Raw genomic sequence first — 25,815 nt, 5'->3', positions numbered from 1 at the left:
GGGGAGCGGGGGGAACAGGGGAGCGGCCGGGCCGAGTGCCGGCTGCTCCGGGCGGGGGCTAGGAGGCCGCTTCGGAGAGGTCCGCGAGGGCGGCGACCGCCTGTTCGGTGATCTCCTCGGGGCTGCCCGTGACCTCCACGGCGACCCCGCGCTCGTCCGGCTCCAGCGGCTGGAGCGTGGCGAACTGGGAGTCGAGCAGCGCCGTGGGCATGAAGTGCCCCTCGCGGTGCGACATCCGGTCCTCGATCAGCGCACGGTCACCCGTGAGGTGCACGAAGACCACGCCGGGCGCGGCCGCCCGCAGCCGGTCGCGGTACGACCGCTTCAGCGCCGAGCAGCTGACCACGCCGCCGAGGCCGCCCCGTCCGTGCGCCCACCCGCCGATGGCGTCCAGCCAGGGCCGGCGGTCGTCGTCGTCGAGCGGGGTGCCCGCCGACATCTTGGAGACGTTGGCCGGGGGGTGGAAGTCGTCGCCCTCGGCGTAGGGGACGCCGTACCGGGCCGCGAGCAGGGGACCGATGGTGGTCTTGCCGGTGCCCGCGACGCCCATGACCACTACGGCATGGGGGATGTTCATTGCTGCCTCACAGTCTGCTGTCGTCGTCGACAACCTGATGTCGAGGCAACTGAAACTCAAAGGTAAGACAAATGCAAGGGGGTGTGACGCATAAGTCTGACCTTTGAAACCTGTGATCCGCCCCGTACTCTGAGTGGATGAGCACCATGGGCCGGGGTCTGCACGGCCGCGTACTGGACACCCTCGGCCCCGAGATCACAGCGGGCGAATACCCGCCGGGCAGCGTGCTACGCACCGACGAACTCGCCCAGCGTTTCGACGTGTCGAGGTCCGTGATGCGTGAAGTGGTGCGCGTCCTGGAGTCCATGCACCTCGTCGAGTCCCGGCGCCGGGTGGGGGTGACGGTCCGCCCGGCCCGCGACTGGAACGTGTACGACCCCCAGGTCATCCGCTGGCGGCTGGCCGGCGCGGACCGCCCCCGACAACTGCGCTCGCTCACGGTGCTGCGCTCGGCCGTCGAACCGGTCGCGGCGGGACTCGCCGCCCGCAACGCCACCGCCGAGCAGTGCGCCGAACTCACCGAGTGCGCCCTCGGCATGGTCGCCCACTCGCGCGGCCACCAACTGGAGGGCTACCTCTTCCACGACGTGGCCTTCCATCGCGTCATCCTCACCGCGTCCGGCAACGACATGTTCGCCCGCCTCGGCGACGCCGTCGCCGAGGTCCTCGCCGGCCGTACCCACCACGACGTGATGTTCGAGGACCCCGACCCGGCCGCGGTCACCCTGCACGTCCGGGTCGCCGAAGCGGTCCGCGAGCGCGACGCCGCACGTGCGGAGGAACTGACCCGGGAGATCACCGTGGGCGCACTCCAGGAACTGGACATCCTGGCCCCGTGACCGTGAGACCGTGACCGTGACCGGGCCGGGGCGTCGCCTCGCCCGGTCCGCCGCGCCGGCCCGTCCGGTCTACTTGGACTCGACCCGGCCGAGCGGGTCGGGGCCGGCCGTCAGCGCGTCGCACGCCTCCTGCCAGGCGGGATCCCCCGGGTGGAACCGGCTGCGCAGGTAGGCCCAGGTGAGCCGCGCCACCGCGGCGACCCGCGCGGGGTTCTCGTCCGTGGTCTCGGCGACGTCGTAGCCGGAGATCCCGCCGAGCCCGTGCTCCGCGCCGAACAGGGTGAGCAGCGACTTCGGTCCCGGCGCGAGGGTGTACGGATCGGCGTGCCAGCCCGGACCGCGGACCGTCAGATGGGCGGAGTCGTCCCGGTCGCCGGCGACCACGAGCGCGGGCGTGGTCATCCCGGAGAAGTCCGTGGTCAGGAAGAAGGGCAGGTTCTCGGCCACGGAGGGGGTGAGGGCGTCGCCCCCTCGGCCGGGCGCGGCGAGCAGCACCCCCGCCCCGATCCGGGGCTCGGTCAGGTCGGCCACCTTCCCGTCGTCCGGATCGGTGAGCCGGGCGCCCAGCAGCAGGCTCGCGGTGTGCCCGCCCATCGAGTGCCCGGCCACGGCCACGCTGTCGAGGTCCACCCGCCCGCGCAGCTGCGGCACCGCGGCCTCGATCGCGTCGAACCCGTCGAGGACGCGTGTCATGTCCTCGGCCCGTGACCGCCAGTGCAGGGGCGCCCCGGGGATGGCGGGGTCCAGTTCCAGCGTCCTCGAGCTGAGATGGGTCGGCTGGACGACGACGAAGCCGTGCGCCGCCCAGAAGTGGGCGAGCGGCGCGTAGCCGTTCAACGAAGAGAGGTGGTTCGAGTAGCCCTGGCCGTGCGAGAGGAGGACGACCGGCAGATCGTCCCCGGTCACGGGCGCGGAGACCCGGACCTCCAGATCCACCGCCCGGCCGGGAGCCGGCACCACCACCGGACTGACGGAGAGGACGGGGGCGGGGGAGTGGAGGGCTTCGTGGGCAGGGGAGATCGATGCGCTCATGCGTGGGTTCCCTTTCGATGGCCTCCGCCGCCGGCGCTCGCTCTCGTGCGGCCGACGGTGATCGAGGCGGTCGGAAGCGCCCGGCTCCGGCCATGCCGACAAGCGGAACGCTGTTCCGATTACGATACGGAACAGCGTTCCGCTCTGTCAACGGCGGTCCGGAGCAAGGGGGGACGGGCGGGCCAGGCGGGAGGGACCCCTGGGAGCGGGGTCGGATGAACGGGAGCCCGGTGAACGGGAGTGGGTGAGCTGGCTCAGCCCGGGAACTCCCCGTCGAGGTACACCCATGCCCCGCCCACGCGCTCGAAGCGGCTCCGCTCGTGCAGCGAGCCGCCCCGGTAGGAGGCCCGGAAGGTCACCGTCCCGGTGGAGTGGAAGGCGGATCCGCCGACCGCCTCCAGGATCTCCAGTCCGGTCCACCGCATCCCGGGGTCGAGGTCGACCCGCTCCGGCCGCGTCCGCGGATGCCAGGTCCGCAGCAGGTAACCGGCGTCCAGCCGTACGAAGGCGCAGTACCGCGACCGCATCAGCCGCTCGGCGGTCGGCGCGGCGGCCGCCCCCGAGTGGAAGCGCCCGCAGCACGCCTCGTAGGTCTCGGGGAGCCCGCAGGGGCAGGGACGAGTGGTCATGGTGCTCATTCTGTCCGGTCGCCTCCGGGGCCCGGAGCGCAGGAGCTGCGCCCGTCGTCGACGGCGCGGTTGCCGTGCCCTGCGTCCCCCCTGAGCAGCGGGCACGCTGCCGCGGCCGGATGCAGCGCTGGGCCGACACACTCGCCGGCCCTGAGGGATCGTCGGCGCAGCCGCTCCCCGTGCGGCTCCTGGTGGCCGGTTTGTACGTCCAGCTCCTGGCCGCAGGGGTCCGGGACGAGACGATCACAGCTGGCGCGAGGGTCTGGGCGGTCTTCGCGGGGCTCTCGAGCCTCAGGGCGGACCGGACGACGGGGCGGCGGAACAGCAGGCCCCGCCCGAGACCCGACGGCATGTGGACGCGGTGGCGGCCGCACTGATGACCCTGCTCAGCCAGGACGCCACCTTCACCGGGGGCGGTGAGCACGACGTGCCGGCCGCCCGCGCGTGGCAGGAGCACCAGGGCGTGATCGCGCGTGCCGGCCCCGCCGGGGCCGAGGACCCGATGCTGCCGCCGGAGCAGGCACTCGCCCGCGTCGCGCCCTGGAGCGAAGTGGAACGACTCGTGGGCCTGGCCAAGGAGGACGACCCGCACGCCGAGGTGATCGAGGAACTCTCCAAGGCGGGCTGGTCGGTCAGGCACGAGGACGGGATCTGGGACATCACGGGCTCCTTCGGGAACCCGATCCCCCGCCGGGCGCCGGACGAGTTCAGCACTCCGGAGCGCAAGACCGTGCATCCGCGGAAGACGGTGCGCTGAAACGGTGCTTACAGGGCACACTCCGCCCAGACGGTCTTGCCGGGCGCGGTAGATCGCGGGTCGGTGCCCCAGCGGGTGGCCAGCCGGGCCACCAGGAGCAGTCCCCGGCCCGACTCCGCGTCGCAGGGCGCCTCATGGACGGAGGAGGGCGGCACTTGCTCGGTGCGGGTGTCCGTCACCTCGACGCGGAGTGCCTCCGGCACTGCGGTCAGCCGGAGGTGGAAGTCCCGGCCGGGGACGTGGCCGTGCCGCACGGCGTTGGAGGTGAGTTCGGCCGCGATCAGGGTCAGGGTCTCGTTGACGGGGGAGCCGTACGGGTACCCCCACTGGTCGAGCCGGTGCGAGACGAGACGCCGGGCGAGACGGGCACCACGCGGGGTGGAGGTGAACTGCATGGCGAACTCGTGCGGGGAGGCCGGGACTTCCGGCGCCTGGGCGGTGGTGGTGTCCGAGGTTTTCATGGCGGTGAGCCTGCCGAAGGCAATACGGCGCTGACCAGCGGAAACGCCTGTACTGGCTGAGGCTGTACAGGTGGTTGCCAAGTGCGTACACACAGAGGCGAGTTCTCGTACGAGGGAACGTGTGGGCGTTCGGGGGGCCAGCCCTTCGTCACTGCGCATAGCGTGAAGCATCGCGCTGCGTACACGGTTCCGTCCTGTACGGCCGCGTACCAGAACCGTGGGTGATGAGGTGCCGGAGGCGGCGGGCATGGTGGAACAGGACGACGGGGCGAGCTTCCTGCGGTGCTTCGGGCGGCAGATGAGGCTCCTGCGGGAGCGGGCCGGGCTGACGCGGAGAGAGCTGGGGTCCCGGCTCGGTTACGGGGAGGACCAGATCACGTCGGTCGAACTCGGCCGGCGCATCCCCAAACCCGAGCTGATCGACAAGGCGGACGAGGTACTGGACGCCGGGGGCGTCCTGCGGGCGATGAAGGAAGAGGTCGCGCGGGCGCGGTACCCGGCGTTCTTCCGGGATGCGGCGCGGTTGGAGGCGGAGGCGGTCGAACTGCAGGTGTACGACACCCATATGGTCAACGGCCTGCTGCAGACGGAGGAGTACACGCGAGGGGTTCTGCGCATGCGCCGACCGCTCCTGAAGGAGGAGACGATCGAAGAGCGGGTAGCGGCGCGTCTGGCTCGCCAGGAGATCTTCAACAAGTGGCCCGCGCCTCTGTTCAGTTTCGTCATGGAGGAGTCCGTACTGCTGCGGAGACTCGGCGGAACCACGGTGGTACGGGGGCAGTTGGAGCAGATCCTTCTGATCGGAGAGAAGCGCAACGTCGAGGTGCAACTGATGCCGCTCGATCGGGAGGACAACGCCGGTGTGGACGGCGGCTTCACGGTGTTTTCCCGTAAGGGAGGAGAGCAGATCGGCTACACGGAAGCGCAGGGACGTAGCACACTGGTGACTTCTTGCGAAGAGGTCCGCGCACTCGCCGCACGCTATGGGATCATCCGTGCGCAGGCCCTCACCCCGTGTGAGTCTCTGGCCTACATCGAGAAGTTGCTGAGGGAGCTATGAACGCCCGAGGGATCACGACCATGGCCCAGGACCTGCGGTGGTTCAAGAGCAGCTACAGCGGTGCCGAGGGCGGCCAGTGCGTAGAGGTGGCCGCTTCGCGGCAGGCCGTCCACATTCGTGACTCGAAGAGCGTCACCGGTCCCGCGCTCACCGTGACTCCCGCCGCGTGGACGGCCTTCACCGGCTTTGCCGCGCGCCGCAGCGCCGATGCCTGACCCGGTCCACGCGAAAGCATCCTGCAGTCGCCCGTGACCACTGTGTCCGTGGGTAAGGGCGAGTCTCCAGATGTGCAGGAACAGTGAACCGAGCCGCTGATAACCTCGCCTTTGTCCGCTCGGGCCGGGACAGCGTGTGGGGAATGGTGCTGCAGCCGCTCAGGGCGGGCGATCCCAAGCGGATCGGCGGCTTCCGGCTGGATGGCCGACTGGGCCAGGGCGCGATGGGCGTGGTGTACCTGGGGTACCGCTCGACCCGCCCCGTGGCCGTCATCGGGCAGGCTCCCGTCCCGAGGCAGCGGGCAAAGTGGTTACGGAAGCACGCGACCGTCCGCAGACACGTACATCCGGTCCTGCGCAGCGCTCCGGCGGAGATGGCGCCGGGTCTGGAACGCTGCATGTACTGCGGAGACAACCAGGGCACGGACATCGACCACTTCGAGCCCATCCGTGAAAATCCGCTCCGGACCTTCGATGGGAGCAACCACCTGCTGGCGTGCTCCCTGTGCAACAGCCACTTGAAGCGCGACGTCTTCCCGCTCGCCGATGACGGCACGCCCCTGCTCATCGACCCGAGCAGTGAGGACCCCGCGGCGCATCTGCACCTCTCGCTTGCCACCGGCGTGTACGTGGACCTCACGGACAGGGGCAAGGAGACGGTGAATGTCTTCCGTCCCAACCGTGGCATCCTCGTCCGAGGACGTCGACGTGCGTATCGGGTCACCCCGCTTCTCCTGAGGGACTGGCGCAATGCCGTCGACAAGGGTGACCTCGAGGACGCCGCGGACTGCGCCGCCGCCATCTGGGAGCAGCCGACCGCCGATGTCGTCCACGCCATGTTCCACCAGGCGCTCGCGCCGGGCGCCAAGGACATCTTCATGGACGACTCCGAAGCTCTCACGCTGCTGCGCGACCACGCTGTCCGCGCGGCGCTCCTGCCCGGGCTTTGACCACTTCTGTCCGAGCAGGAACCCTCAGCGGCCAGGAAAAGGGGAAGGGCCCCTGCTCGGCAAGGGCCCTTCGCCTACCGGTGTCCGAGGGGGGACTTGAACCCCCACGCCCGTTAAAGGGCACTAGCACCTCAAGCTAGCGCGTCTGCCATTCCGCCACCCGGACAAGGTGTCTGACGCGCGGGTTTCCCCCGCAGCGACGACGTAAACATTACCAGGCTTTCCGGGGTGGCCGATCACCCCGGCGGGTGCCCGGCCCGGCGTGCCCGGCCCGGGCGTGCCCCGTTCCCGGGCGTGCCCCGTTCCCGGGGGGCGCCGTGCGACGGGCCGGGTCCGGTCTTGGGGCGGGGGCCGCGCAGGGGGGAGGATGAGGGGAGACCCACGAGCAGTGACGGCGTGCGGGGAACAGAGTGCAGTGACAAGAGTGCAGTGACAGCGGGAGGAACCACGTGAGCGCGACGGACGGCACGGCCAAGGGCGTCACCGGTGAGGACGAGGTCGTGGACCTCTGCCGCGACCTGATCCGGATCGACACCAGCAACTACGGCGACCACTCGGGCCCCGGCGAGCGCAGGGCGGCCGAGTACGTCGCCGAGAAGCTCGCCGAGGTGGGACTCGAACCGCAGATCTTCGAGTCGCACAAGGGCCGCGCCTCCACCGTGGCCCGGATCGAGGGGGAGGACCCCTCCCGGCCGGCGCTGCTGATCCACGGCCACACCGACGTCGTGCCGGCCAACGCCGACGACTGGACCCACCACCCGTTCTCCGGCGAGGTCGCCGACGGATGCGTGTGGGGGCGCGGGGCGGTCGACATGAAGGACATGGACGCGATGACCCTGGCGGTCGTCCGCGACCGGCTGCGCAGCGGGCGCAAGCCCCCGCGCGACATCGTCCTCGCCTTCCTCGCCGACGAGGAGGCCGGTGGCACCTACGGCGCCAAGCACCTGGTCCGCGAGCACCCCGAGCTGTTCGAGGGCGTCACCGAGGCGATCGGCGAGGTCGGCGGGTTCTCCTTCACCGTCAACGAGAAGCTGCGCCTGTACCTCGTCGAGACCGCCGAGAAGGGCATGCACTGGATGCGGCTCACCGTCGACGGCACGGCCGGCCACGGCTCGATGACCAACGACGACAACGCGATCACCGAACTCAGCGAGGCGGTCGCCCGGCTCGGCCGGCACACGTGGCCGGTACGGGTCACCAAGACCGTACGGGCCTTCCTGGACGAGCTCTCCGACGCCCTCGGCACCGAGCTCGACCCGGAGGACATGGACGAGACCCTCGCCAAGCTCGGCGGCATCGCCCGCATGATCGGCACCACCCTGCGCAACTCGGCGGCGCCCACCATGCTCGGCGCCGGCTACAAGGTCAACGTCATCCCGGGCCAGGCCACCGCCCACGTCGACGGCCGCTTCCTGCCCGGACACGAGGAGGAGTTCCTGGCCGACCTCGACCGGATCCTCGGCCCCCGCGTGAAGCGGGAGGACGTGCACGCGGACCGGGCGCTGGAGACCGGTTTCGACGGCCGGCTCGTCGACGCCATGCAGACCGCCCTCGGTGCCGAGGACCCGATCGCGCGGGCGGTGCCGTACATGCTCTCCGGCGGCACCGACGCCAAGTCCTTCGACACGCTCGGCATCCGCTGCTTCGGCTTCGCCCCGCTGCGGCTGCCGCCGGAGCTGGACTTCGCCGGCATGTTCCACGGGGTCGACGAGCGGGTGCCGGTGGACGGCCTGAAGTTCGGTGTCCGGGTGCTCGACCGGTTCCTGGACGCGTCCTGAACGACCCCTTCCCCCGTCGGGCAGACGTACGGATTTAGCTGGGAAGAGTGAATGCGACGATAAGCTCGTAGCCTCATTACTTCCTTCTCGTTACCCGTGATGTGACCCGCTGATGTGGATCGCATTGCCAACGAGGAGGAATAATGATCAAGAAGGTCGTCGCTGTCGCCGCCGCCACCGGTGGACTGGTTCTCGCGGGTGCGGGCATGGCCGCCGCCGATTCCGGTGCCCAGGGTGCCGCCGTGAACTCCCCGGGCGTCGCCTCGGGCAACGTCGTCCAGGTCCCGGTGCACGTTCCGGTGAACGCCTGCGGCAACACGGTTTCCGTGATCGGGCTGCTGAACCCCGCGTTCGGCAACACCTGCGTCAACCAGTGACGTTGTGCCTCGCCCATTAGGGCACGCCCTTTCAGGGTTTGATCCTGTCGGCCCCGCAGTGCGCGCCACGCGCTCCGGGGCCGACCGGTTTTCCCGTACGTCCCGAACACCGGGAACGGAATCCGGGGGAGTCCGTGAGTCCGAGAAATCCCAGGAATTCACGGAATCCCAGGAACACCCTTCCCGGCACTTGTCGAAGGCAGGAACCAGTACATGCGACAGGCCACCCGTAAGGGTCTGATGACCGTGGCAGCCGCGTCCGGTGTGATCGCCGCCGCGGGCGGACTCGCGCACGCCGACTCCGACGCGCAGGGCACGGCCAAGGGCTCGCCCGGCGTGCTCTCCGGGAACTCGGTCCAGGCGCCGGTGCACGCGCCGGTCAACGTCTGCGGAAACACGGTCTCCGTCGTCGGCGTCCTCAATCCGTCCGTGGGCAACTCGTGCGCCAACCAGGGCGGTTCGGCATCGAGCGGCCACGGTGGCGCGCAGGCCGGCGGGGACACCGTCGGCTCGCCCGGCGTGGCGTCCGGCAACCGCGTCGAGGCACCGGTCCACATTCCGGTGAACGTCTGCGGCAACAGCGTCGACGTCATCGGTGTCGGCAACGCGGCCCTGGGCAACGAGTGCGCGAACGGCGGCTCCGCGGACCAGGAGACGCCCGGCCGGCCCGGCGACCCCGGCGACCCCGGCGAGGCCGAGCCGGGCACGCCGTCCACCCCGGGCGAGGCCGCCCCCGGTGGCTCCGAGCCCGGCAACCAGCCGGACACCCACTCCGCCGCCCTGCCCCGGAGCGACGTGGAACTGGCCGCGACGGGCAGCGAACTGCCGATCGGGCTCGCCCTGCCGGCCGGGGCGGGCGCGCTGCTCGCCGGTGTGGTGCTCTACCGCAAGGCGCGAGCCGCAGCGTGACACCGGCCGCGACAGTGGCCGGAACCGGCCGTACGGAGCGGGCCCGGCTGCGCCGGTGCCCGCTCCGTGGGTGAGGGCGTAGCGGCCGCCGGGGTGCCCGGACTCACCAGGTCGCGCGTACCTGGCGGATGATCCGCCGCCGCAGCCGCACCTTGCGGCTCCCGTCGCGCAGCAGACTCAGACGGTCCAACTCCCAGTGACCGTACTCCGCGTGGTCCGTCAGCAGGCGGGCCGCCTCCTTGCGGGAGACCCCACGCGGTACGTGCACGTCGACAAATTCGTATTCCGGCATCGCATCTATTGTGCGGGCTGGGCCCCGGTACGGATAGCGTCTGCACTATGTCTGATGCTGAGCAGCCCACCGCTGCCGAGGTACGCGCCGCCGCCGAGGCGGTCAAGACCGCGCTCGACCGCCACCTGGCCGCGGTCGAACGCCGGTCGGGGGAGGACGACCCGGCCGTCTACGAAGCGTTCAACGAGCTGGCCGTGGCCGCTGAGGCGTACGACGAACTGCTCTACGACCGCTACGACGAAGTGACCCCCTTCGAGATCCCCGCGGCCGAGGACGCCCTGCCGCCCTACACCGGCCCCGAGGAGCCCAGCGCGCTCAGCGTCCTGATCCGCCGCGACTACGCCGTCGCGGAGCCGCGGCGGCTGCTGGCGCACGCGCAGCGGATCGAGGCGGCGGACGACGAGGGCTCCGGCACCTCCGGCACTTCTGACGCCTCGGGCACCGTCCACGGCGCGCTCGGCCTCCTGTTCGGCGAGTACGAACCGGACGAGATCGCTTCCAGGCACAAGGAGTTCGGCCTCGAGGAGGGCGACTCCACCCTCTGGGTGACGGCATCGGACGAACCGGCGGAGGCCGGTGAATGGCTCGAGGCACCGTTCGACCAGGTGGACCCGGCACAGGTCGTGTGCCGCTTCGACGTCAGCGCCGTCTTCGACGAAGATCCCGACGACGAGGTGGACGACCTCGACGACACCGGCGAGGACCTCGAGAACGGGCCGGTGCCGGCCCTCGACGCCGACCGCTGACCCCCTCCCCGGGCCGAGCCGACGGGACCGGCGGTGGCGGTGGCGGTGGCACCGAGGGTGTCACCGCCACCGCGGTCGTCGTGGCGGGTGGCGCCCCCTGTCAGCCGGCCGGTGCCGGTACCTGTGGTGCCAGCAGTACCGGCAGCCGGGTCGTCCGGGGCTTCGCCGCCACCTCGGCCACGGCACGCGGCAGGGCCTGCTCCACGCCGTGCACCACGGACAGGTGGCGGTCCGCCCTGCTGAACGCGGTGTACACCCACGGCCGGCTCAACGCCCGCACGGCATCACCGGGCAGCACCACGACCACGGCCGGCCACCGGTCACCCGCCGCCTGGTGCGCCGTCAGCGCCCAGCCGTGCCGTACCGACTGTTCCACCCGCTCCTGCGGTACGACGACGGCCTCGCCCGCGCAGGACAGGTGCAGCCCGTCCGCGTCGGCCTTCACCACCCGGCCCGGCACCGTGCGTCCCCGGGCGGGGGAGTAGGCGATCCGGTCGCCCGGGTCGAAACCGCCGAAGCGTCCCGGCCCCGGATTCAGCCGCTCCTTCAATGCCGCGTTCAGGGCGCGCGTACCCACCGCGCCCCCGTGTCCCGGCGTGATCACCTGCGTCTCCTCCGCCGGTACCCCGATCGCGCGCGGCACCGAGTCGACCACGAGCTGCACCGTCCGGTGCACGGCCTCGCCCGGGTCCCGCACCGGCACGATGACGACCTCCCTGCCGGGCGCCGCCACCTGGTTCAGCTCACCGACCCCGATACCGGAGACCAGTTCGCCCAGCGGCCCGGGATCCGGCCGCCTGGAGGAGACCTGCGGACACGCGCGCGCCGCCAGCAGATCGGCGAACACCCGACCGGGACCGGCGGACCACAGCACGCCCGGGTCCCCGGCCAGCAGCAGCCGGGCGCCGTCCGGCAGCGACTCCGTGACCAGCGCGGCCGCCTCGACGTCCAGCCGGGGAGCGTCCAGCACGACGAGCAGGTCCAGCAGCAGCGCCCCGTCGGCGTCCCGCCCCGGCCCCTCGGCACCGGACAGCAGCCCGGCGACGGTGGCGACTCCGGGGCCCTCGGCCCCGGCCTCCCCCGCCACGTCTGCCCCGGTGTCCGCAGCCCCCGAACCCGGGCCCGTGTCCCCGGCCGTGGCGGCCTCCAGCAGGGCCGCGAACCGGGTACGCCCGACGGGAGTGTGGGCGGCGGCCCAGGCGCGCAGTCCGAGACCGTGCGCCGCCCGGAGCAGGGCCGCGGGCTCGGCGAGCGACGCCTCCCCGCCCGTGTGCAGCACCAGCCCGTGACCGGCGACCGCGCGGATCAGCTCCCCCGCGGAGCCACCCGCCGAGGCGGCGGCCCGCTCCCACTCCGTACCCGGACCTCCCTGTTCGGGCGAGGAGTCGACGAGCCGGGCCAGCCCGCCGGCGAGGCTCTCCTCGGCCATCGCATACCGCTCGAGCCCCACGAGCACCCTGACGGGCCGCTCCTCGTCCGCGTCCTCCGCGTCCTCCGCGTCGTCCGTCCCGTCCTCGCCGTGCGCGGCGCCGGCTCGCTGCGGTGCCGGGGGACCCGTTCGGGGCAGCGGGTCCTGGAAGACGAGGACGTCACCGTCGGAGATCGCGGTCCGCACGGCCTCCTCGGCATCCGGTATCCCCTGCCGAGCCAGCGCCGCGGTCAGCGCGGACATCTCCAGGGCGGTGTGCCCCGCCTCCGCGGCCTGCTCCAGCAGCCACCCGGTGACCGCCCGCTCCCGACGCCCGTCGTCCGGCCCGGCTCCGCCGCCGAGCAGCGCCCGGGCGAAACCGTCCGCCTGCTCGGGCCGTACGCCCGTCACCCGCAACAGCAGCCAGGGATCGTCCCGCAGCGCCTGTGCGGCCTCCTCGCCCAGCACATCGGCCGCCCGCACGGCGAGCCCCTCGGGCGCCCCGCCCCGGGCGAGCACTTCGCGCACGGCCGCGACCACGCCGGGGGCGGGGGCCGGCCCGACGGCCGCCGGCGGCGCCGGCCGCACCGGTTCGGGAGCGGGCCGCCGTGGCGCGGGCCGGGACTCCTCGGACACCGCGGCCGCCGGCTTCTCGCCGCTCTCCACGGCCCGTACGGCGGCGAGCAGATCGGCCGCCGTGCCGCTCAGCTTGCCGCCGGCCGCGATCGGCTCCTGCCGCTCCGCCTTCCGCCGCTCGATCCGCTCCCGCTCGGCCCGCTGCGCCAGCAACTCGGCCTCGGCCTCGGACACCTGCCGGGCCCCGGGTGCCTGCTCGCCCTCCGCCGCCGCGCTCTCCGGCTCCGCCGGCGTCTTCGAAGAGGCGTCCGCGGTGTCCGAGGCCTCGCCCGGCGTCCCCGGCTCGGCGTTCTCCGTGGTCTCGGGCGGCTCCGTGCTCACAGCGTGCTCCAGTCGTGATCGGGATAGCGGTGCACGGGAGCCGACACGTCGTCGAGCGCCCGGCAGATCTCGTCAGGAAGACTAAGCGCCTCCACCGACAACGCCGCCGTGAGCTGCTGTGCGTTGCGCGCGCCGACGACGGGGGCGGTCACGCCCGGCCGGTCCCGCACCCACGCGAGAGCCACCTGGAGCGCGGTCACGGCGAGCCCGTCCGCCGCCGTGGTCACCGCGTCCACGATCCTGCTCGCCGTGTCGTCCAGATACGGCTCCACGAACGGCGCCAGATGCGCGGAGGCGCCCCGCGAGTCCGGCGGCACGGCGTCGCCCCGGTACTTGCCGGTGAGCACGCCCCGCCCGAGCGGCGACGAGGGAATCAGCCCGATCCCGGTGTCGAGGGCGGCCGGCAGCACCTCCCGCTCCACACCCCGCTGGAGCAGCGAGTACTCCATCTGGGTACTTGCGAGCCGGGCGCGCGAGCCGGGCGCGGCGAGCTGCCAGGTCGCTGCTCTGGCCAGCTGCCAGCCGCAGAAGTTGGACACGCCGGCATAACGGGCCCGCCCGCTGGCGACGGCGATGTCCAGGGCCTGGAGCGTCTCCTCGAGCGGGGTGGCGGGATCGTAGGAGTGGATGTGCCACACGTCGACGTGGTCGGTGCCCAGGCGCGCGAGCGAGGCGTCCAGCGCGGAGAGCAGGTGCCCGCGCGAGCCGTCGACCCTGCGGTCCGGATCCGGCACGCTCCCGGCCTTCGTCGAGATGACGAGGTCGCGGCGCGACACCAGCCCGTCCATGAGCTGCCCGAGCAGATACTCGGCCTCCCCGTCGCCGTAGACGTCGGCGGTGTCGACGAGGTTCCCGCCCGCCTCCCAGAAGGTCTTCAAGAGGTCCGCGGCATCGTGCTCGTCGGTGTCCCGACCCCAGGTCAGGGTCCCGAGGCCGATCCGGGACACACGCAGGCCGGTACGGCCGAGATGCCTCTGCTCCATGGACGCCGAGATTACTGGCCGGACCTTGTGGCGCGGGACCTGCCGACAACGGATTTCCCCGGGCACCGGACCGCCCGGACCGCCGGGCCCCGCCCGGCCGAAGGCCGCGGACGGCGCCGCCCGCTCCGCCCGGCCCCCGCGGTATAGGGTCTCCGCACAAGCTACGTTACCGATCGGTAAGGGGAGACGGCCATGCAGCTCGGGATCAACCTCGGCTACTGGGGTGCCGGAATGGACGCGGACAACCTCGCCGTGGCGCAGGAGGCGGACCGCCTCGGGTACGCGGTCTGCTGGGCGGCCGAGGCCTACGGCTCCGACGCCGCCACCGTGCTCACCTGGGTCGCCGCACAGACCGAACGCATCGACGTGGGCTCGGCCATCTTCCAGATCCCGGCCCGCCAGCCCGCGATGACGGCGATGACGGCCGCCACCCTCGACTCCCTCTCCGGCGGCCGGTTCCGCCTCGGCCTCGGCGTCTCCGGCCCGCAGGTCTCCGAGGGCTGGTACGGCGTCAGGTTCGACAAGCCGCTCGCCCGGACCCGCGAGTACGTCGAGATCATCCGCAAGGCCATGACGCGCGAACGCCTCACCCACGACGGCGAGCACTGGACGCTGCCCCTCCCCGGCGGCCCCGGCAAACCCATCAAGCTGACCGTGCACCCGCAGCGTGAGCACATCCCCCTCTACATCGCCGCGATCGGCCCGAAGAACCTCGAACAGACCGGCGAGACCGCCGACGGCGCCCTACTGATCTTCCCCTCCGCCGACCATCTCGAGGACACCGCCGTCAGGTACCTGAGGGCGGGCCGTGAGAAGGCCGGCAAGACCCTCGAGGGCTTCGACATCTGCCCCACCCTGCCCCTCGCCGTCGGCGACGACAAGGACGTCACCACCCTGGCCGACACCTTCCGCCCCTACACCGCGCTGTACGTCGGCGGTATGGGCAGCCGCAAGCAGAACTTCTACAACCAGCTCGCCGGGCGCATGGGCTACGAGCGGGAGGCCGCCGAGATCCAGGACAAGTACCTGTCCGGCGACAAGCAGGGCGCTGCCGCGGCCGTACCGCACGACCTGATCGACTCCACCACGCTCCTCGGCTCCGTGGACCGCATCGCGGACCGGATGAAGGCCTACGCGGCGGCCGGGGTCACCACCCTCACCCTCGCTCCGGCGGGTCTCACCCTCGACGAGCGCCTCACGTCGCTGCGCGCCGGCACCGAGGCCCTGGAGCGCGCCGGCCTCGCGTAGCACCGTCTGCCCAGCAGCCGAAGGTTCTCCGGCCGTGGTGGGGGCTCGGGGGTCTTCCCCACCACGGCCGTCACCCACCACAACGCCCGGCGGCCTCCGCGGTTACGCCCCGGCACACCCCTCTCGTCCCTCCTGGCTCCGGCGCGGTTGCCGGCTGTCCCGGCTGCGGTGCGCCCCTCCTCCCCCCTGACTCCTTCCCCGCGGACCACTTCCGACCACCGTGACCACCGCGGAGCGCCGCAGCCGCAGACCGCGGACCGCGGAACGTGCGGCATCCTTGCGGAGGCGGGCCCATGATGCTTTCCGGCCCTGCCGCCCGCTGCTCCGGCCGGCCTCCCGCTACATCCAGCCGCGCCGCTTGAACAGCCGGTACAGCAGCACCTCCAGCACGGCCATCACCACGATCACCGCCGGATAGGACCCCTCCCACCGCAGCTCCGGCATGTGCTCGAAGTTCATGCCGTAGACCCCCGCGAGCATCGTGGGGACCGCCGCCATCGCCGCCCACGCGGAGATCTTCCGCATGTCGTCGTTCTGCCGGACGCTCACCTGGGCCAGATGCGCCGAGAGGATGTCCGACACCAGCCGGTCCAGGCTCTCCACGGACTCGTTCACGCGCGTGAGGTGATCGTGCACGTCACGGAAGAAGGGCCGCGCCTTCTTCGACACGAAGGGCACCGCCGCACCGAACGCGCCCGCTCCCGCCAGCCGTGCCATCGGCTGCGTCAGCGGCCCGGTCGCCCTGCGGAACTCCAGGATCTGCCGCTTGAACGTGTAGATCCGGGACGCGGTGTGCCGCGCACCGGCACCGTCGGGGCTGAAGACCTCCGCCTCCAGCTCCTCGAGGTCGGTCTGCAGCTCGGTCGCCACGTCGAGATAGTGGTCGACGGCCGCGTCGGCGATCGCGTACACCACCGACGTCGGCCCCTTCCCCAGCAGCTCCGGCTCGTGCTCCAGACGGTTCCGTACGGCGTTCAGCGGGGAGCCCTCGCCGTGCCGGACGGTCACCACGAACGCGTCCCCCAGGAAGATCATGACCTCGCCGCTGGAGACGGTGTCGCTGTCCGGCTCGTAGGCGACCGGTTTGAGGACCATGAACAGCGAGTCGTCGTACACCTCCAGCTTGGGCCGCTGATGCGCCTTGAGGGCGTCCTCGACCGCCAGCGGATGCAGTCCGAACCCCTGGGAGACCAGGCCGAACTCGTCCTCCGTCGGCTCGTGCAGCCCGATCCACACGAAGCCGCCCGAGGCCCGCGCCTGCTCCAGCGCGTCGGAGAAGTCCCCGGGCCCCTCCGTCCGGTGCCCCTCCCGGTAGACGGCGCAGTCGACGATCACGGAACGCACTCTCCCTTCACCGGCCGGCCGGCACATCCGGTCCCACCGCACCGGGCAGCGCACCTCGCGACGCGCCCGGCCACACATCCGCGCGTACGCCTACCCTGGGCCGCATGCCCACATTGCTCCTGGTCCGGCACGGACGATCCACCGCCAACACCGAGGGGCTGCTCGCCGGCCGCACGCCCGGCGTCGCCCTCGACGAACGCGGGACCGCACAGGCCGCCGCCCTGCCCGGACGGCTCGCCGCCCTGCCCCTTTGCGAGGTCGTCGCCAGCCCTCTCCAGCGTTGCCAGGAGACGATCAGGCCGCTCCTGGACGCCCGGCCCGGCCTCACCGCTCACACCGACGACCGCATCGGGGAGTGCGACTACGGCGACTGGACGGGCCGCAAGCTCGCCGAACTCAAGGACGAGCCCCTCATGGAGGTCGTCCAGGCCCACCCGTCGGCCGCCGCCTTCCCCGGCGGGGAGTCCCTGCGCGCGATGCAGACACGTGCCGCCGAGGCGGTGCGCGAGTGGAACGCGCGCGTGGAGCGCGACCACGGTGGTGACGCCGTCTATCTGATGTGTTCGCACGGGGACATCATCAAGTCCCTCGTCGCCGAAGCGCTCGGACTTCATCTCGACCTCTTCCAGCGGATTTCCGTCGACCCCTGTTCCGTCACCGCGATCCGGTACACACGGCTGCGCCCCTACCTCGTCCGGCTCGGCGACACCGGCGACTTCGCCGCCCTGGCGCCCCGGGCGGAGTCGCCCGCCGACGCCCCGGTGGGCGGCGGCGCGGGCGCACCGTGATCGTCGGCCGCAGTAGGGTGAAGCCGTCGCGGCAGTGCCGTGGCCACAGGTACCCACGACTCTCAATGGAGACAGGACGTGTCCCGTCAGGTGTTCCTCTACGACCAGCCGGAACGTTTCGTGGCCGGTACGGTCGGGCTGCCAGGGCGCCGTACGTTCTTCCTCCAGGCCTCAGCCGGCTCCCGGGTGACCAGCGTGGCCCTGGAGAAGACCCAGGTCGCCGCACTGGCCGAGCGCATGGACGAACTCCTCGACGAGGTCGTACGCCGTAGCGGGGGCAGCGCCGCCGTGCCCGCCGTGGCACCGGCGGAGATCGCCGACACCGCCCCGTTGGACGCCCCCGTGGAGGAGGAGTTCCGCGTCGGCACCATGGCGCTCGCCTGGGACGGCGAGGAGGAGTGCATGGTCGTCGAGGCGCAGGCGCTCGTCGAACTGGACGCCGAATCCGAGGAGGACCTCGCCGAGGCGGAGGAGCGGCTGCTGCAGGACGAGGAGAACGGGCCCCCGATGCTCAGGGTCCGGCTCACCGGCGTCCAGGCCCGTGCGTTCGCCAAGCGCGCCCTCGAGGTCGTCAACGCGGGCCGGCCGCCGTGCCCGCTGTGCAGCCTCCCCCTCGACCCGGAAGGACACGTATGTCCGCGTCAGAACGGATACCGGCGCGGAGCGTGACCCCCGACGACTCCGCCGGCCCCGTGGATCCCGTCGGCCCCGCGGCCGCGGGGCTGCTGCTCGCCGAGGGCGAGCTGACCGTGCGCGGACGCATCCGTGAGGCGTCGAACGCGGCGCTGTACTGCACCGTGACCCACGAGGGCCGCGAGGCCGCCTGTGTCTACAAGCCCGTCGCGGGGGAGCGGCCCCTGTGGGACTTCCCGGACGGCACGCTCGCCGGGCGCGAGGTCGCGGCGTACCTGGTCTCCGAGGCGACCGGCTGGGGACTGGTGCCTCCCACCGTGCTGCGGGACGGGCCGCACGGCGAGGGGATGTGCCAGCTGTGGATCGAGACCGCTCCGGACGCGGAACTCCTCGCCCTGGTCGACCGGGAGGAACCCGGACCCGGCTGGAAGGCGATCGGGTTCGCCGAGGTGGGCGAGGGACGCACCGCGCTGCTCGTGCACGCCGACGACGAGCGGCTGCGCCGGCTGGCCGTGCTCGACGCGGTGATCAACAACGCCGACCGCAAGGGCGGGCACCTCCTGCCCACCCGGGACGGCCGGCTCCACGGCATCGACCACGGTGTCACCTTCAACGCCGAGGACAAGCTGCGCACCCTGCTGTGGGGGTGGGCGGGAGAGCCCTTGACCGAGGAGGCGCGCGAGGTCCTGGAGACCCTCGGGAAGGCCCTCGCCGAGGACGGCCCGCTGGCGGCCGCACTGGCTCCGCACATCACCCCCGCCGAGATCGACGCCACCCGCGCCCGCGTGGCCTCCCTCCTCGCCACCGGCACCCATCCGGAACCCGGCGGCGACTGGCCGGCCATCCCCTGGCCACCGGTCTGACCCGGGCCCGCCGCCCGGCTCCGGGTCCTTCGGCCCGACCCGGGTCCGGATCCGCCGCGGGCCGGGCCCGGGCCGGAGCGGCCCGCGCACGCTCCGCACGCACACCAGCAGCACCTTCCGCGGTGACGCGCAAGAGTGCCTTCCCGGTCGTCCGGCCTGCTCCGGTTCGTATCCTGGACCATGGTCCGGTTACGCTCATGACATGCATGCCTGGCCCGCTTCCGAGGTCCCCGCCCTGCCCGGTCAGGGACGCGACCTGAGGATTCACGACACCGCGACCGGGGGGCCGGTCACACTCGACCCCGGCCCCGTAGCCCGTATCTACGTCTGCGGCATCACCCCGTACGACGCCACCCACATCGGACACGCGGCGACGTACAACGCGTTCGACCTCGTGCAGCGCGTGTGGCTCGACACCAAGCGGCAGGTCCACTACGTCCAGAACGTCACCGACGTCGACGACCCGCTGCTGGAGCGGGCCGAGCGGGACGGCGTCGACTGGGCCGCGCTCGCCGAGCAGGAGACCCAGCTCTTCCGCGAGGACATGACGGCCCTGCGGATGCTGCCGCCGCAGCAGTACATAGGCGCCGTGGAGGCGATACCCGGGATCGTCCCGCTCGTCGAACGGTTGCGCGACCTCGGTGCGGCGTACGAACTCGAGGGCGACACCTACTTCTCGGTCGCGGCCGACCCGCACTTCGGGCAGGTCTCGCATCTCGACGCCGCCGCCATGCGGCTGCTGTCCGCGGAACGCGGCGGCGACCCGGACCGCCCGGGAAAGAAGAACCCCCTCGACCCGATGCTCTGGTCGGCCGCCCGCGAGGGCGAGCCCAGCTGGGACGGCGGGTCGCTGGGCCGGGGCCGTCCGGGCTGGCACATCGAGTGCGTGGCCATCGCCCTCGACCACCTGGGCATGGGCTTCGACGTCCAGGGCGGCGGCTCCGACCTGGTCTTCCCGCACCACGAGATGGGCGCCTCCCACGCCCAGGTGCTCACCGGCGAGTTCCCCATGGCCAAGGCGTACGTCCACGCGGGCATGGTCGCCCTGCACGGCGAGAAGATGTCCAAGTCCAAGGGCAACCTGGTCTTCGTGTCCCGGCTCAGGCAGGACGGCGTCGACCCGGCGGCGATCCGGCTGGCGCTGCTCTCCCACCACTACCGCGCCGACTGGGAATGGACCGACCAGGTCCTCCAGGACGCCGTGACCCGGCTCGGGCACTGGCGGGCCGCCGTCTCCCGCCCCGACGGCCCCTCCGCCGAGGCCCTCGTGGACGAGATCCGCGAAGCCCTGGCCAACGACCTGGACGCCCCGGCGGCCCTGACCGCCGTCGACCGCTGGGCCGTGACCCAGGAGCGGCAGGGAGGCACGGACACCGGCGCGCCGGGAATCGTCTCCCGCGCGGTGGACGCCCTGCTCGGCGTGGCGCTGTAGGCCGACAGGACCTGGCCGCCCGGAAACACAGGGGGTGCCCCGTCGACCGACGGGGCACCCCTCCACCGCACCCCGATGTGTCCGGGGCCTGTTGCGACGGTGGCGCCTGCCGAGCGGCGTCCGGCACGCACGCGCCGCACCGCCCGAAAGCCCGGGTACGGCCCGGCAGGAGGGCGTCCGGGCGGCACTACGAGAGCCCGCACCGGACGCCGCGCGGCCGCCCTTCGGGCGACGACGACGCTTTCGCCACAGGCCTCAGTCCTCCGAGGAATCCTCGCCGTCCGTGTCCGGTTTCGGGAGTTTCGGGGGTTTCGGTGGGCGGGGCCGGCTGCCCGGGGTGTCCCGCCGGAACGACGCGCCGTCCCCGCCGTCGGCCGTGGCGTGGCCGCCGGGCTGCGGCGGGCCGGACGATCCGTCACGGCGCCGCAGATAGCGCTCGAACTCGCGGGCGATCGCCTCGCCCGACGCCTCCGGCAGCTCGGCCGTGTCCCGGGCCTCCTCCAGCGACTGGACGTACTCCGCGACCTCGCTGTCCTCCGCGGCCAGTTGGTCCACGCCCACCTGCCAGGCCCGCGCGTCCTCGGACAGTTCGCCCAGGGGGATGCGCACGTCGATCAGGTCCTCCAGCCGGTTCAGGAGGGCCAGCGTCGCCTTCGGGTTGGGCGGCTGCGACACGTAGTGCGGGACCGCCGCCCACAGCGACACCGCCGGGACACCCGCGTGCGTGCACGCCTCCTGGAGGATGCCGACGATCCCCGTGGGTCCTTCGTACTTGGTCTCCTCGAGGTCCATGCGGCGGGCCAGGTCCGGATCGGACGTGGTCCCGCTGATCGGGACCGGACGGGTGTGCGGCGTGTCACCGAGCAGGGCGCCCAGGACGACCACCAGCTCCACTCCGAGTTCGTGGGCGAAGCCCAGCAGCTCGTTGCAGAACGAGCGCCAGCGCATGGAGGGTTCGATCCCGCGGACCAGCACCAGATCGCGTGGCTTGTCGCCGCCGACCCGGACCACCGACAACCGCGTCGTCGGCCAGGTGATCTTCCGGACGCCGCCGTCCATGAACACCGTGGGCCGGTTGACCTGGAAGTCGTAGTAGTCCTCGGCGTCCAGCGCCGCGAACACCTGGCCCTTCCATTCCCTGTCCAGATGCGCGACCGCGGTGGAGGCGGCGTCGCCGGCGTCGTTCCAGCCCTCGAACGCGGCCACCATGACCGGGTCGATCAGCTCGGGAACCCCCTCGAGCTCGATCACCCAGTGCCTCCTTCCGACGTGCCCTCGCGTACCCCCCAACCTTACGGCGTGCCGGGGGAGTGCCCGCAGCCCCCTCGCAGGGGGAGTGCCCCAACACTGCCCCGGCGGACACCGGGAAACACCCCGCATTGATCCGAGCTGTCCGGCAGGGCCGCCCGCTCACGGGGCGCAGCGGTCCGGCTCGCGGCGCGGACGGCGGGCTCTCACAGCGTGGACCGCAGCCACTGCTCGACGCTCGCGATGTGGACGGTGGCCCACGACCGCGCCGCCTCCGCGTCCCGGTCCCGCAGGGCCGCCAGGATGGCCCGGTGCTCGCGCAGGGTCCGGCCGACGGCGTCCTCCTGGGTGAGCCCGCGCCAGACGCGGGCCCGGGTGGTGGGACCGGACAGACCGTCGAGCAGCGAACAGAGCACGGAGTTGCCCGAGCCCCGCACGATCCCCCGGTGGAATTCCAGATCGGCGGCGACCAGGGCCTCCACCGAGGGTTCGGGGCCCAGCCCGTCCAACTGCTCCGACAGCGCGTCCAGTTCCCGCTCGCTGATCAGCGTCGCCGCGGCGGCCGTCGCGGCCGGCTCCAGGATGCGGCGCACGGCGAGGAACTCCAGGACCGTGTCGTCCCGGTGGAAGTCCACGACGAAACTCAGCGCCTCCAGCAGCAGTTGCGGATCCAGGCTGGTGACGTACGTGCCGTCGCCCTGCCGCACGTCCAGGATCCGGATCAGCGACAGGGCGCGCACCGCCTCCCGCAGGGAGTTGCGCGACAGCCCCAGTTCGGCCGCGAGTTCGCTCTCCCTGGGCAGCCGGTCGCCGGGACGCAGTGCGCCGGAGACGATCATCCCCTTGATCTTCTCGATCGCTTCGTCGGTGACTGCCATCCCGGCCTCCTGCGGATCCCCTACGGACCAGACGTCCGATGTATCCGGGCCATTATGCGGGCCCTCCGGGGCGGGACCACAGCCGGAAGGGGCGACCTGGCCGGCCCGCAGGACCTGTCCGGAGTCGCCCCTTCCCGTCACCGCCTCCCGTGCGGGAGGACCGGTGACCGTGCGGTCACCTCTTGTCGAGCAGGCCCTGGACCTCCGCGCGGACCTCGTCCGTGGCAAGACCCCGGATCGTCAGCGTCGTGCGGCGGCGCAGCACGTCGTCCGCCGTCTCGGCCCACTCGTGGTCCCGGGCCCAGACGACCTGCGCCCAGATCTCCGGGGCGTCCGGGTGGATGCGCCGGGCAAGCGCCGGGTCGTCGTTGGCCAGCCGGGCGATGTCGAAGGCCAGCGAACCGTAGTGGGTGGCCAGGTGCCGGGCGGTGTCCGCGGCCATGCGCGGGCCGGGCGCGGGGCCGTCAACCAGCAGCCGGTGGGCGACGGCGCGCGGGTTGGCGACCCCCGGCAGCGGCAGCTTGCTCGGCAGCGCCGCGACGGGCTCGAAGTCGTCGCCCAGCGGGTGGCCGGGCAGTTCCTGGAGCTTGCGCATCACCGTGCGGCCGATGTGGCGGAAGGTGGTCCACTTGCCGCCCGCGACGGACAGCATCCCGCCGCGGCCCTCGCTGACGACCGTCTCGCGCTTGGCCTTCGCGGTGTCCCCGGGGCCGCCCGGCAGCACCCGCAGGCCGGCGAAGGAGTACGTGATCAGGTCACGGTCCAGCTGCTGGTCGCGGATGGAGAACGCGGCCTCGTCGAGTATCTGGGCGGTGTCCTTCTCGGTGACCGCGACGTCCGCCGGGTCACCCTCGAACTCCTCGTCGGTCGTGCCGAGCAGCAGCATGTCCTCCCAGGGGAGGGCGAAGGTGATGCGGTACTTGTCGATCGGCGTGGCCAGCGCGGCCCGCCACGGGGCGGTCCGCTTCAGGACCAGGTGCGCGCCCTTGGACAGGCGGATGGACGGCGCCGCCTTGGGGTCCTCCATCCGGCGCAGGTGGTCGACCCACGGCCCGGTCGCGTTCAGCACCAGACGGGCGTCGACGCCGAACTCGTCGCCCGACAGCCGGTCGCGCAGCTCGGCACCGGTCACCCGGCCCCTGGTGAACCGCAGACCGGTCACCTCGGCGTGGTTGAGGACGACGGCGCCCGACTCGGCCGCCGCGCGGACCGTCATCAGCGCCATCCGCGCGTCGTTCATCTGGTCGTCGCCGTACACGGCCACGGCCTTGAGGTTGTCCGTGCGCAGCTCCGGCACGTCCCGCGCGGCCTTGGCGGGGGAGAGCAGGTGGCCCACACCGTCACCGAAGGCCGACAGGGCCGAGTACGCGAAGACACCTGCTCCGAGCTTCGCCGCGCCGTGCGGCCCGCCCTTGTACACGGGGAGGTAGAACGTGAGCGGATTCGCCAGATGGGGTGCCACCTGGCGGGAGACCGCACGGCGCTCGAAGTGGTTCTCCGCCACCAGCCTCACCGCGCCGGTCTGCAGATAGCGCAGACCGCCGTGGAGAAGCTTGGAGGAGGCGGAGGAGGTGGCGCCGGCGAAGTCGCCGGCGTCGACCAGAGCCACCCTGAGGCCGGACTGCGCGGCGTGCCAGGCGGTGGAGATGCCCAGGATGCCGCCGCCGATCACGAGGAGGTCGTACGACGCCTTGGAGAGCTGCTCCCGGGTCTCGGCCCGGCTCGGGTTCGAGCTGGAAGCCGGGTGGGTCCCCAGGGCAGGCACGGACTGCGGGGTGGACTGAGTGGTCATGGCGGGTCGTGCTCCTCGTCAGTCTTCGTCCTCGAGCCAGGCCATGGTCCGCTCGACGGCCTTGAGCCAGCTCTTGTACTCACGGGCGCGGATCTCCGCGTCCATGTGGGGGGTCCACTCGGCGGCCCGGCGCCAGTTGGCGCGCAGGTCGTCGGTGTTGTTCCAGAAGCCGACGGCGAGGCCGGCGGCGTAGGCGGCACCGAGGCAGGTGGTCTCGGCGACCATGGGGCGCACCACGGGCGCGTCCACGAAGTCGGCGAGGGTCTGCATCAGCAGGTTGTTGGAGGTCATGCCGCCGTCGACCTTGAGGGCGGTCAGCTCGACGCCGGAGTCCTTGGTCATGGCGTCGGCGATCTCCCGCGTCTGCCAGGCGGTGGCCTCCAGGACGGCACGCGCGATGTGCGCCTTGGTGACGTACCGGGTCAGGCCGGCGATCACACCGCGGGCGTCGGAGCGCCAGTACGGGGCGAACAGGCCGGAGAAGGCCGGTACGAAGTAGGCGCCGCCGTTGTCCTCGACCGAGAGCGCGAGCGTCTCGATCTCGGCGGCGGTGGAGATCAGGCCCATCTGGTCGCGCATCCACTGCACCAGCGAACCGGTGACGGCGATGGAGCCCTCGAGGGCGTAGACCGGCTTCTGGTCGCCGATCTGGTAGCCGACGGTGGTCAGCAGCCCGCTGTAGGAGTTGATGATCTTGTCGCCGGTGTTCATCACCATGAAGGTGCCGGTGCCGTACGTCGACTTGGTCTCGCCCTCGGCGAAGCAGGTCTGGCCGAACAGGGCCGCCTGCTGGTCGCCGAGCGCGGAGGCGACCGGGATGCCGCCGAGCAGGTCGCCCAGGCTCCCGCCCTTGATCTCGCCGTAGACCTCGGCGGAGGAACGGATCTCGGGCAGCATCGCCGTCGGCACGCCGATGGACTCGGCGATCCTCTTGTCCCACTGCATGGTGTGCAGGTTCATCAGCATCGTGCGGGACGCGTTGGTGACGTCGGTGACGTGCCTGCCGCCGTCCACGCCGCCGGTCAGGTTCCAGATGACCCAGGTGTCCATGGTGCCGAAGAGGATGTCGCCCGCCTCGGCGCGCTCCTTGAGGCCCTCCACGTTGTCGAGCAGCCAGCGGGCCTTGGGGCCGGCGAAGTAGGAGGCGAGAGGGAGACCGGTCTCGCGGCGGAAACGGTCCTGCCCCACGTTGCGGCCGAGCTCGCGGCAGAGGGCGTCGGTACGCGTGTCCTGCCAGACGACGGCGTTGTGGACCGGCTCACCGGTGTGCCGGTCCCACAGCACGGTGGTCTCGCGCTGGTTGGTGATGCCGATGGCCTTGATGTCGTCCCGGGTGATACCGGCCTTCTCGACGGCGCCGGCGACGACTTCCTGGACATTGGTCCAGATCTCGGTGGCGTCGTGTTCGACCCAGCCCGGCTTGGGGAAGATCTGCTCGTGTTCCTTCTGGTCGACGGCGACGATGCGGCCGTCGCGGTCGAAGACGATGCAGCGCGACGAGGTCGTGCCCTGGTCGATGGCGGCGATGAACGGACCGTGGCCGTGGGAGGCGATGCCGGCGGTGTGGTCGTCGGTCACTGTGTACTCCTGGAGGTTCCTTGGTTACAGGGCTGTACGTA

At 72.1% G+C, this 25,815-nt stretch carries 26 protein-coding genes and 1 tRNA gene; 14 read left to right on the top strand and 13 right to left on the bottom strand.

The window, feature by feature from the left end; genetic code table 11:
• Positions 1 to 58: 58 nt before the first annotated feature.
• Positions 59 to 577, bottom strand: a complete 519-nt coding sequence (locus TU30_RS12460; RefSeq protein ID WP_042168599.1) for a gluconokinase — start codon at positions 575 to 577, stop codon at positions 59 to 61.
• A gap of 137 nt (positions 578 to 714) precedes the next feature.
• Here TU30_RS12460 and TU30_RS12455 point away from each other — a divergent pair, with 137 nt between their 5' ends.
• Complete coding sequence (locus TU30_RS12455) at positions 715 to 1,416, top strand: FadR/GntR family transcriptional regulator (protein ID WP_042168596.1); 702 nt, start codon at positions 715 to 717, stop codon at positions 1,414 to 1,416.
• A gap of 69 nt (positions 1,417 to 1,485) precedes the next feature.
• Here TU30_RS12455 and TU30_RS12450 read toward each other — a convergent pair whose 3' ends face one another.
• Together TU30_RS12450 and TU30_RS12445 are read right to left on the bottom strand one after the other, a co-directional pair.
• The gene (locus TU30_RS12450; protein WP_042168593.1) at positions 1,486 to 2,448 is read right to left on the bottom strand and encodes a chlorophyllase; all 963 of its coding nucleotides are present in this window, start codon (positions 2,446 to 2,448) and stop codon (positions 1,486 to 1,488) included.
• A 254-nt stretch (positions 2,449 to 2,702) separates the two neighbouring features.
• A complete protein-coding gene (locus TU30_RS12445; RefSeq protein WP_107068445.1) occupies positions 2,703 to 3,077 on the bottom strand; it encodes a YchJ family protein in 375 nt (124 codons plus the stop codon).
• Positions 3,078 to 3,438: 361 nt separating this feature from the next.
• Between TU30_RS12445 and TU30_RS36465 the strand changes: the two genes are divergently transcribed.
• On the top strand, positions 3,439 to 3,834 hold the full coding sequence (locus TU30_RS36465) for a hypothetical protein (RefSeq protein ID WP_199816849.1): 396 nt from the start codon (positions 3,439 to 3,441) through the stop codon (positions 3,832 to 3,834).
• Between the two features lie 8 nt (positions 3,835 to 3,842).
• On the opposite strand, the gene TU30_RS12430 is transcribed toward TU30_RS36465, so the two are convergent.
• Positions 3,843 to 4,295 (bottom strand): ATP-binding protein, encoded by a 453-nt coding sequence (locus TU30_RS12430; RefSeq protein WP_042168582.1) that lies wholly within the window; start codon positions 4,293 to 4,295, stop codon positions 3,843 to 3,845.
• A 247-nt stretch (positions 4,296 to 4,542) separates the two neighbouring features.
• Here TU30_RS12430 and TU30_RS12425 point away from each other — a divergent pair, with 247 nt between their 5' ends.
• From TU30_RS12425 to TU30_RS12415, 3 genes are all read left to right on the top strand, one after another.
• Entirely contained in the window at positions 4,543 to 5,355 is an 813-nt protein-coding gene (locus tag TU30_RS12425) for a helix-turn-helix transcriptional regulator (protein ID WP_052479784.1), read from the top strand.
• 20 nt (positions 5,356 to 5,375) lie between these two features.
• On the top strand, positions 5,376 to 5,570 hold the full coding sequence (locus TU30_RS12420) for a DUF397 domain-containing protein (protein WP_107068444.1): 195 nt from the start codon (positions 5,376 to 5,378) through the stop codon (positions 5,568 to 5,570).
• Positions 5,571 to 5,713: 143 nt separating this feature from the next.
• Positions 5,714 to 6,520 carry an HNH endonuclease gene (locus tag TU30_RS12415; protein ID WP_234307843.1) on the top strand — a complete coding sequence of 269 codons (807 nt, stop codon included), beginning with the start codon at positions 5,714 to 5,716 and terminating at the stop codon, positions 6,518 to 6,520.
• An 81-nt stretch (positions 6,521 to 6,601) separates the two neighbouring features.
• On the opposite strand, the gene TU30_RS12410 is transcribed toward TU30_RS12415, so the two are convergent.
• Positions 6,602 to 6,686 (bottom strand) — tRNA-Leu (locus TU30_RS12410).
• A 283-nt stretch (positions 6,687 to 6,969) separates the two neighbouring features.
• On the opposite strand from TU30_RS12410, the gene TU30_RS12405 reads away from it, so the two are divergent.
• The 3 genes from TU30_RS12405 to TU30_RS12395 all read left to right on the top strand — a co-directional run bounded on the left by TU30_RS12405 (position 6,970) and on the right by TU30_RS12395 (position 9,584).
• The gene (locus TU30_RS12405) at positions 6,970 to 8,298 is read left to right on the top strand and encodes a M20/M25/M40 family metallo-hydrolase (protein WP_042168573.1); all 1,329 of its coding nucleotides are present in this window, start codon (positions 6,970 to 6,972) and stop codon (positions 8,296 to 8,298) included.
• A 143-nt stretch (positions 8,299 to 8,441) separates the two neighbouring features.
• Positions 8,442 to 8,675 (top strand): chaplin ChpH, encoded by a 234-nt coding sequence (chpH, locus tag TU30_RS12400; protein ID WP_042168569.1) that lies wholly within the window; start codon positions 8,442 to 8,444, stop codon positions 8,673 to 8,675.
• Between the two features lie 213 nt (positions 8,676 to 8,888).
• Positions 8,889 to 9,584 carry a chaplin gene (locus TU30_RS12395; RefSeq protein WP_042168566.1) on the top strand — a complete coding sequence of 232 codons (696 nt, stop codon included), beginning with the start codon at positions 8,889 to 8,891 and terminating at the stop codon, positions 9,582 to 9,584.
• A 103-nt stretch (positions 9,585 to 9,687) separates the two neighbouring features.
• On the opposite strand, the gene TU30_RS12390 is transcribed toward TU30_RS12395, so the two are convergent.
• Positions 9,688 to 9,876, bottom strand: coding sequence for a DUF5703 family protein (locus tag TU30_RS12390; protein WP_042168563.1), 189 nt, complete (start codon positions 9,874 to 9,876; stop codon positions 9,688 to 9,690).
• 47 nt (positions 9,877 to 9,923) lie between these two features.
• Here TU30_RS12390 and TU30_RS12385 point away from each other — a divergent pair, with 47 nt between their 5' ends.
• Positions 9,924 to 10,622, top strand: a complete 699-nt coding sequence (locus TU30_RS12385; RefSeq protein WP_042168559.1) for a hypothetical protein — start codon at positions 9,924 to 9,926, stop codon at positions 10,620 to 10,622.
• Positions 10,623 to 10,722: 100 nt separating this feature from the next.
• Here TU30_RS12385 and TU30_RS12380 read toward each other — a convergent pair whose 3' ends face one another.
• Both TU30_RS12380 and TU30_RS12375 read right to left on the bottom strand, forming a co-directional pair.
• The gene (locus TU30_RS12380; protein WP_042168557.1) at positions 10,723 to 12,987 is read right to left on the bottom strand and encodes a helix-hairpin-helix domain-containing protein; all 2,265 of its coding nucleotides are present in this window, start codon (positions 12,985 to 12,987) and stop codon (positions 10,723 to 10,725) included.
• A complete protein-coding gene (locus TU30_RS12375) occupies positions 12,984 to 13,970 on the bottom strand; it encodes an aldo/keto reductase (protein WP_042168553.1) in 987 nt (328 codons plus the stop codon). The genes TU30_RS12380 and TU30_RS12375 overlap by 4 nt, the downstream gene beginning before the upstream one ends.
• Before the next feature lie 192 nt (positions 13,971 to 14,162).
• On the opposite strand from TU30_RS12375, the gene TU30_RS12370 reads away from it, so the two are divergent.
• Positions 14,163 to 15,218, top strand: coding sequence for an LLM class F420-dependent oxidoreductase (locus TU30_RS12370; protein ID WP_042168550.1), 1,056 nt, complete (start codon positions 14,163 to 14,165; stop codon positions 15,216 to 15,218).
• A gap of 339 nt (positions 15,219 to 15,557) precedes the next feature.
• Here TU30_RS12370 and corA read toward each other — a convergent pair whose 3' ends face one another.
• Complete coding sequence (gene corA / locus TU30_RS12365) at positions 15,558 to 16,553, bottom strand: magnesium/cobalt transporter CorA (RefSeq protein ID WP_042168547.1); 996 nt, start codon at positions 16,551 to 16,553, stop codon at positions 15,558 to 15,560.
• Between the two features lie 113 nt (positions 16,554 to 16,666).
• Between corA and TU30_RS12360 the strand changes: the two genes are divergently transcribed.
• The 4 genes from TU30_RS12360 (at position 16,667) to mshC (ending at position 20,278) form a co-directional block, all read left to right on the top strand.
• Entirely contained in the window at positions 16,667 to 17,350 is a 684-nt protein-coding gene (locus TU30_RS12360) for a histidine phosphatase family protein (protein WP_042168545.1), read from the top strand.
• Between the two features lie 78 nt (positions 17,351 to 17,428).
• Positions 17,429 to 18,019, top strand: a complete 591-nt coding sequence (locus TU30_RS12355) for a DUF3090 domain-containing protein (protein ID WP_042168542.1) — start codon at positions 17,429 to 17,431, stop codon at positions 18,017 to 18,019.
• Entirely contained in the window at positions 17,983 to 18,846 is an 864-nt protein-coding gene (locus TU30_RS12350) for an SCO1664 family protein (protein WP_078878243.1), read from the top strand. The genes TU30_RS12355 and TU30_RS12350 overlap by 37 nt, the downstream gene beginning before the upstream one ends.
• 202 nt (positions 18,847 to 19,048) lie before the next feature.
• On the top strand, positions 19,049 to 20,278 hold the full coding sequence (gene mshC / locus TU30_RS12345; RefSeq protein WP_042168539.1) for a cysteine--1-D-myo-inosityl 2-amino-2-deoxy-alpha-D-glucopyranoside ligase: 1,230 nt from the start codon (positions 19,049 to 19,051) through the stop codon (positions 20,276 to 20,278).
• Positions 20,279 to 20,533: 255 nt separating this feature from the next.
• Here the strand turns inward: mshC and TU30_RS12340 are convergent, their stop codons facing one another.
• The 4 genes from TU30_RS12340 to glpK all read right to left on the bottom strand — a co-directional run bounded on the left by TU30_RS12340 (position 20,534) and on the right by glpK (position 25,774).
• Positions 20,534 to 21,529 (bottom strand): PAC2 family protein, encoded by a 996-nt coding sequence (locus TU30_RS12340; RefSeq protein WP_042168536.1) that lies wholly within the window; start codon positions 21,527 to 21,529, stop codon positions 20,534 to 20,536.
• Between the two features lie 203 nt (positions 21,530 to 21,732).
• Complete coding sequence (locus TU30_RS12335) at positions 21,733 to 22,404, bottom strand: FadR/GntR family transcriptional regulator (RefSeq protein ID WP_042168534.1); 672 nt, start codon at positions 22,402 to 22,404, stop codon at positions 21,733 to 21,735.
• Positions 22,405 to 22,579: 175 nt separating this feature from the next.
• The gene (locus TU30_RS12330; protein ID WP_042168532.1) at positions 22,580 to 24,196 is read right to left on the bottom strand and encodes a glycerol-3-phosphate dehydrogenase/oxidase; all 1,617 of its coding nucleotides are present in this window, start codon (positions 24,194 to 24,196) and stop codon (positions 22,580 to 22,582) included.
• Positions 24,197 to 24,214: 18 nt separating this feature from the next.
• Positions 24,215 to 25,774: a glycerol kinase GlpK gene (gene glpK / locus TU30_RS12325; RefSeq protein ID WP_042168531.1), complete on the bottom strand. Its 1,560-nt coding sequence runs from the start codon at positions 25,772 to 25,774 to the stop codon at positions 24,215 to 24,217.
• Positions 25,775 to 25,815 lie beyond the last annotated feature (41 nt).

It is taken from the genome of Streptomyces sp. NBRC 110035 (genome assembly GCF_000829695.1).
GTDB lineage: Bacteria > Actinomycetota > Actinomycetes > Streptomycetales > Streptomycetaceae > Streptomyces.
Note: the sequence above shows the minus strand (reverse complement) of the source record. Positions and strands in the feature narration are given on the sequence as shown.

What these genes read in the sequence shown, in the direction of transcription:
- TU30_RS12390 (WP_042168563.1), bottom strand. Translation starts at nt 9,876, where the DNA reads ATGCCGGAATACGAATTTGTCGACGTGCACGTACCGCGTGGGGTCTCC.
- TU30_RS12385 (WP_042168559.1), top strand. Translation starts at nt 9,924, where the DNA reads ATGTCTGATGCTGAGCAGCCCACCGCTGCCGAGGTACGCGCCGCCGCC.
- TU30_RS12375 (WP_042168553.1), bottom strand. Translation starts at nt 13,970, where the DNA reads ATGGAGCAGAGGCATCTCGGCCGTACCGGCCTGCGTGTGTCCCGGATC.
- TU30_RS12425 (WP_052479784.1), top strand. Translation starts at nt 4,543, where the DNA reads ATGGTGGAACAGGACGACGGGGCGAGCTTCCTGCGGTGCTTCGGGCGG.
- TU30_RS12450 (WP_042168593.1), bottom strand. Translation starts at nt 2,448, where the DNA reads ATGAGCGCATCGATCTCCCCTGCCCACGAAGCCCTCCACTCCCCCGCC.
- TU30_RS12370 (WP_042168550.1), top strand. Translation starts at nt 14,163, where the DNA reads ATGCAGCTCGGGATCAACCTCGGCTACTGGGGTGCCGGAATGGACGCG.
- TU30_RS12455 (WP_042168596.1), top strand. Translation starts at nt 715, where the DNA reads ATGAGCACCATGGGCCGGGGTCTGCACGGCCGCGTACTGGACACCCTC.
- TU30_RS12420 (WP_107068444.1), top strand. Translation starts at nt 5,376, where the DNA reads ATGGCCCAGGACCTGCGGTGGTTCAAGAGCAGCTACAGCGGTGCCGAG.
- TU30_RS12460 (WP_042168599.1), bottom strand. Translation starts at nt 577, where the DNA reads ATGAACATCCCCCATGCCGTAGTGGTCATGGGCGTCGCGGGCACCGGC.
- mshC (WP_042168539.1), top strand. Translation starts at nt 19,049, where the DNA reads ATGCATGCCTGGCCCGCTTCCGAGGTCCCCGCCCTGCCCGGTCAGGGA.
- TU30_RS12430 (WP_042168582.1), bottom strand. Translation starts at nt 4,295, where the DNA reads ATGAAAACCTCGGACACCACCACCGCCCAGGCGCCGGAAGTCCCGGCC.
- chpH (WP_042168569.1), top strand. Translation starts at nt 8,442, where the DNA reads ATGATCAAGAAGGTCGTCGCTGTCGCCGCCGCCACCGGTGGACTGGTT.
- TU30_RS12330 (WP_042168532.1), bottom strand. Translation starts at nt 24,196, where the DNA reads ATGACCACTCAGTCCACCCCGCAGTCCGTGCCTGCCCTGGGGACCCAC.
- TU30_RS12395 (WP_042168566.1), top strand. Translation starts at nt 8,889, where the DNA reads ATGCGACAGGCCACCCGTAAGGGTCTGATGACCGTGGCAGCCGCGTCC.
- TU30_RS12350 (WP_078878243.1), top strand. Translation starts at nt 17,983, where the DNA reads ATGTCCGCGTCAGAACGGATACCGGCGCGGAGCGTGACCCCCGACGAC.
- TU30_RS12360 (WP_042168545.1), top strand. Translation starts at nt 16,667, where the DNA reads ATGCCCACATTGCTCCTGGTCCGGCACGGACGATCCACCGCCAACACC.
- TU30_RS12415 (WP_234307843.1), top strand. Translation starts at nt 5,714, where the DNA reads ATGGTGCTGCAGCCGCTCAGGGCGGGCGATCCCAAGCGGATCGGCGGC.
- TU30_RS12335 (WP_042168534.1), bottom strand. Translation starts at nt 22,404, where the DNA reads ATGGCAGTCACCGACGAAGCGATCGAGAAGATCAAGGGGATGATCGTC.
- TU30_RS12445 (WP_107068445.1), bottom strand. Translation starts at nt 3,077, where the DNA reads ATGACCACTCGTCCCTGCCCCTGCGGGCTCCCCGAGACCTACGAGGCG.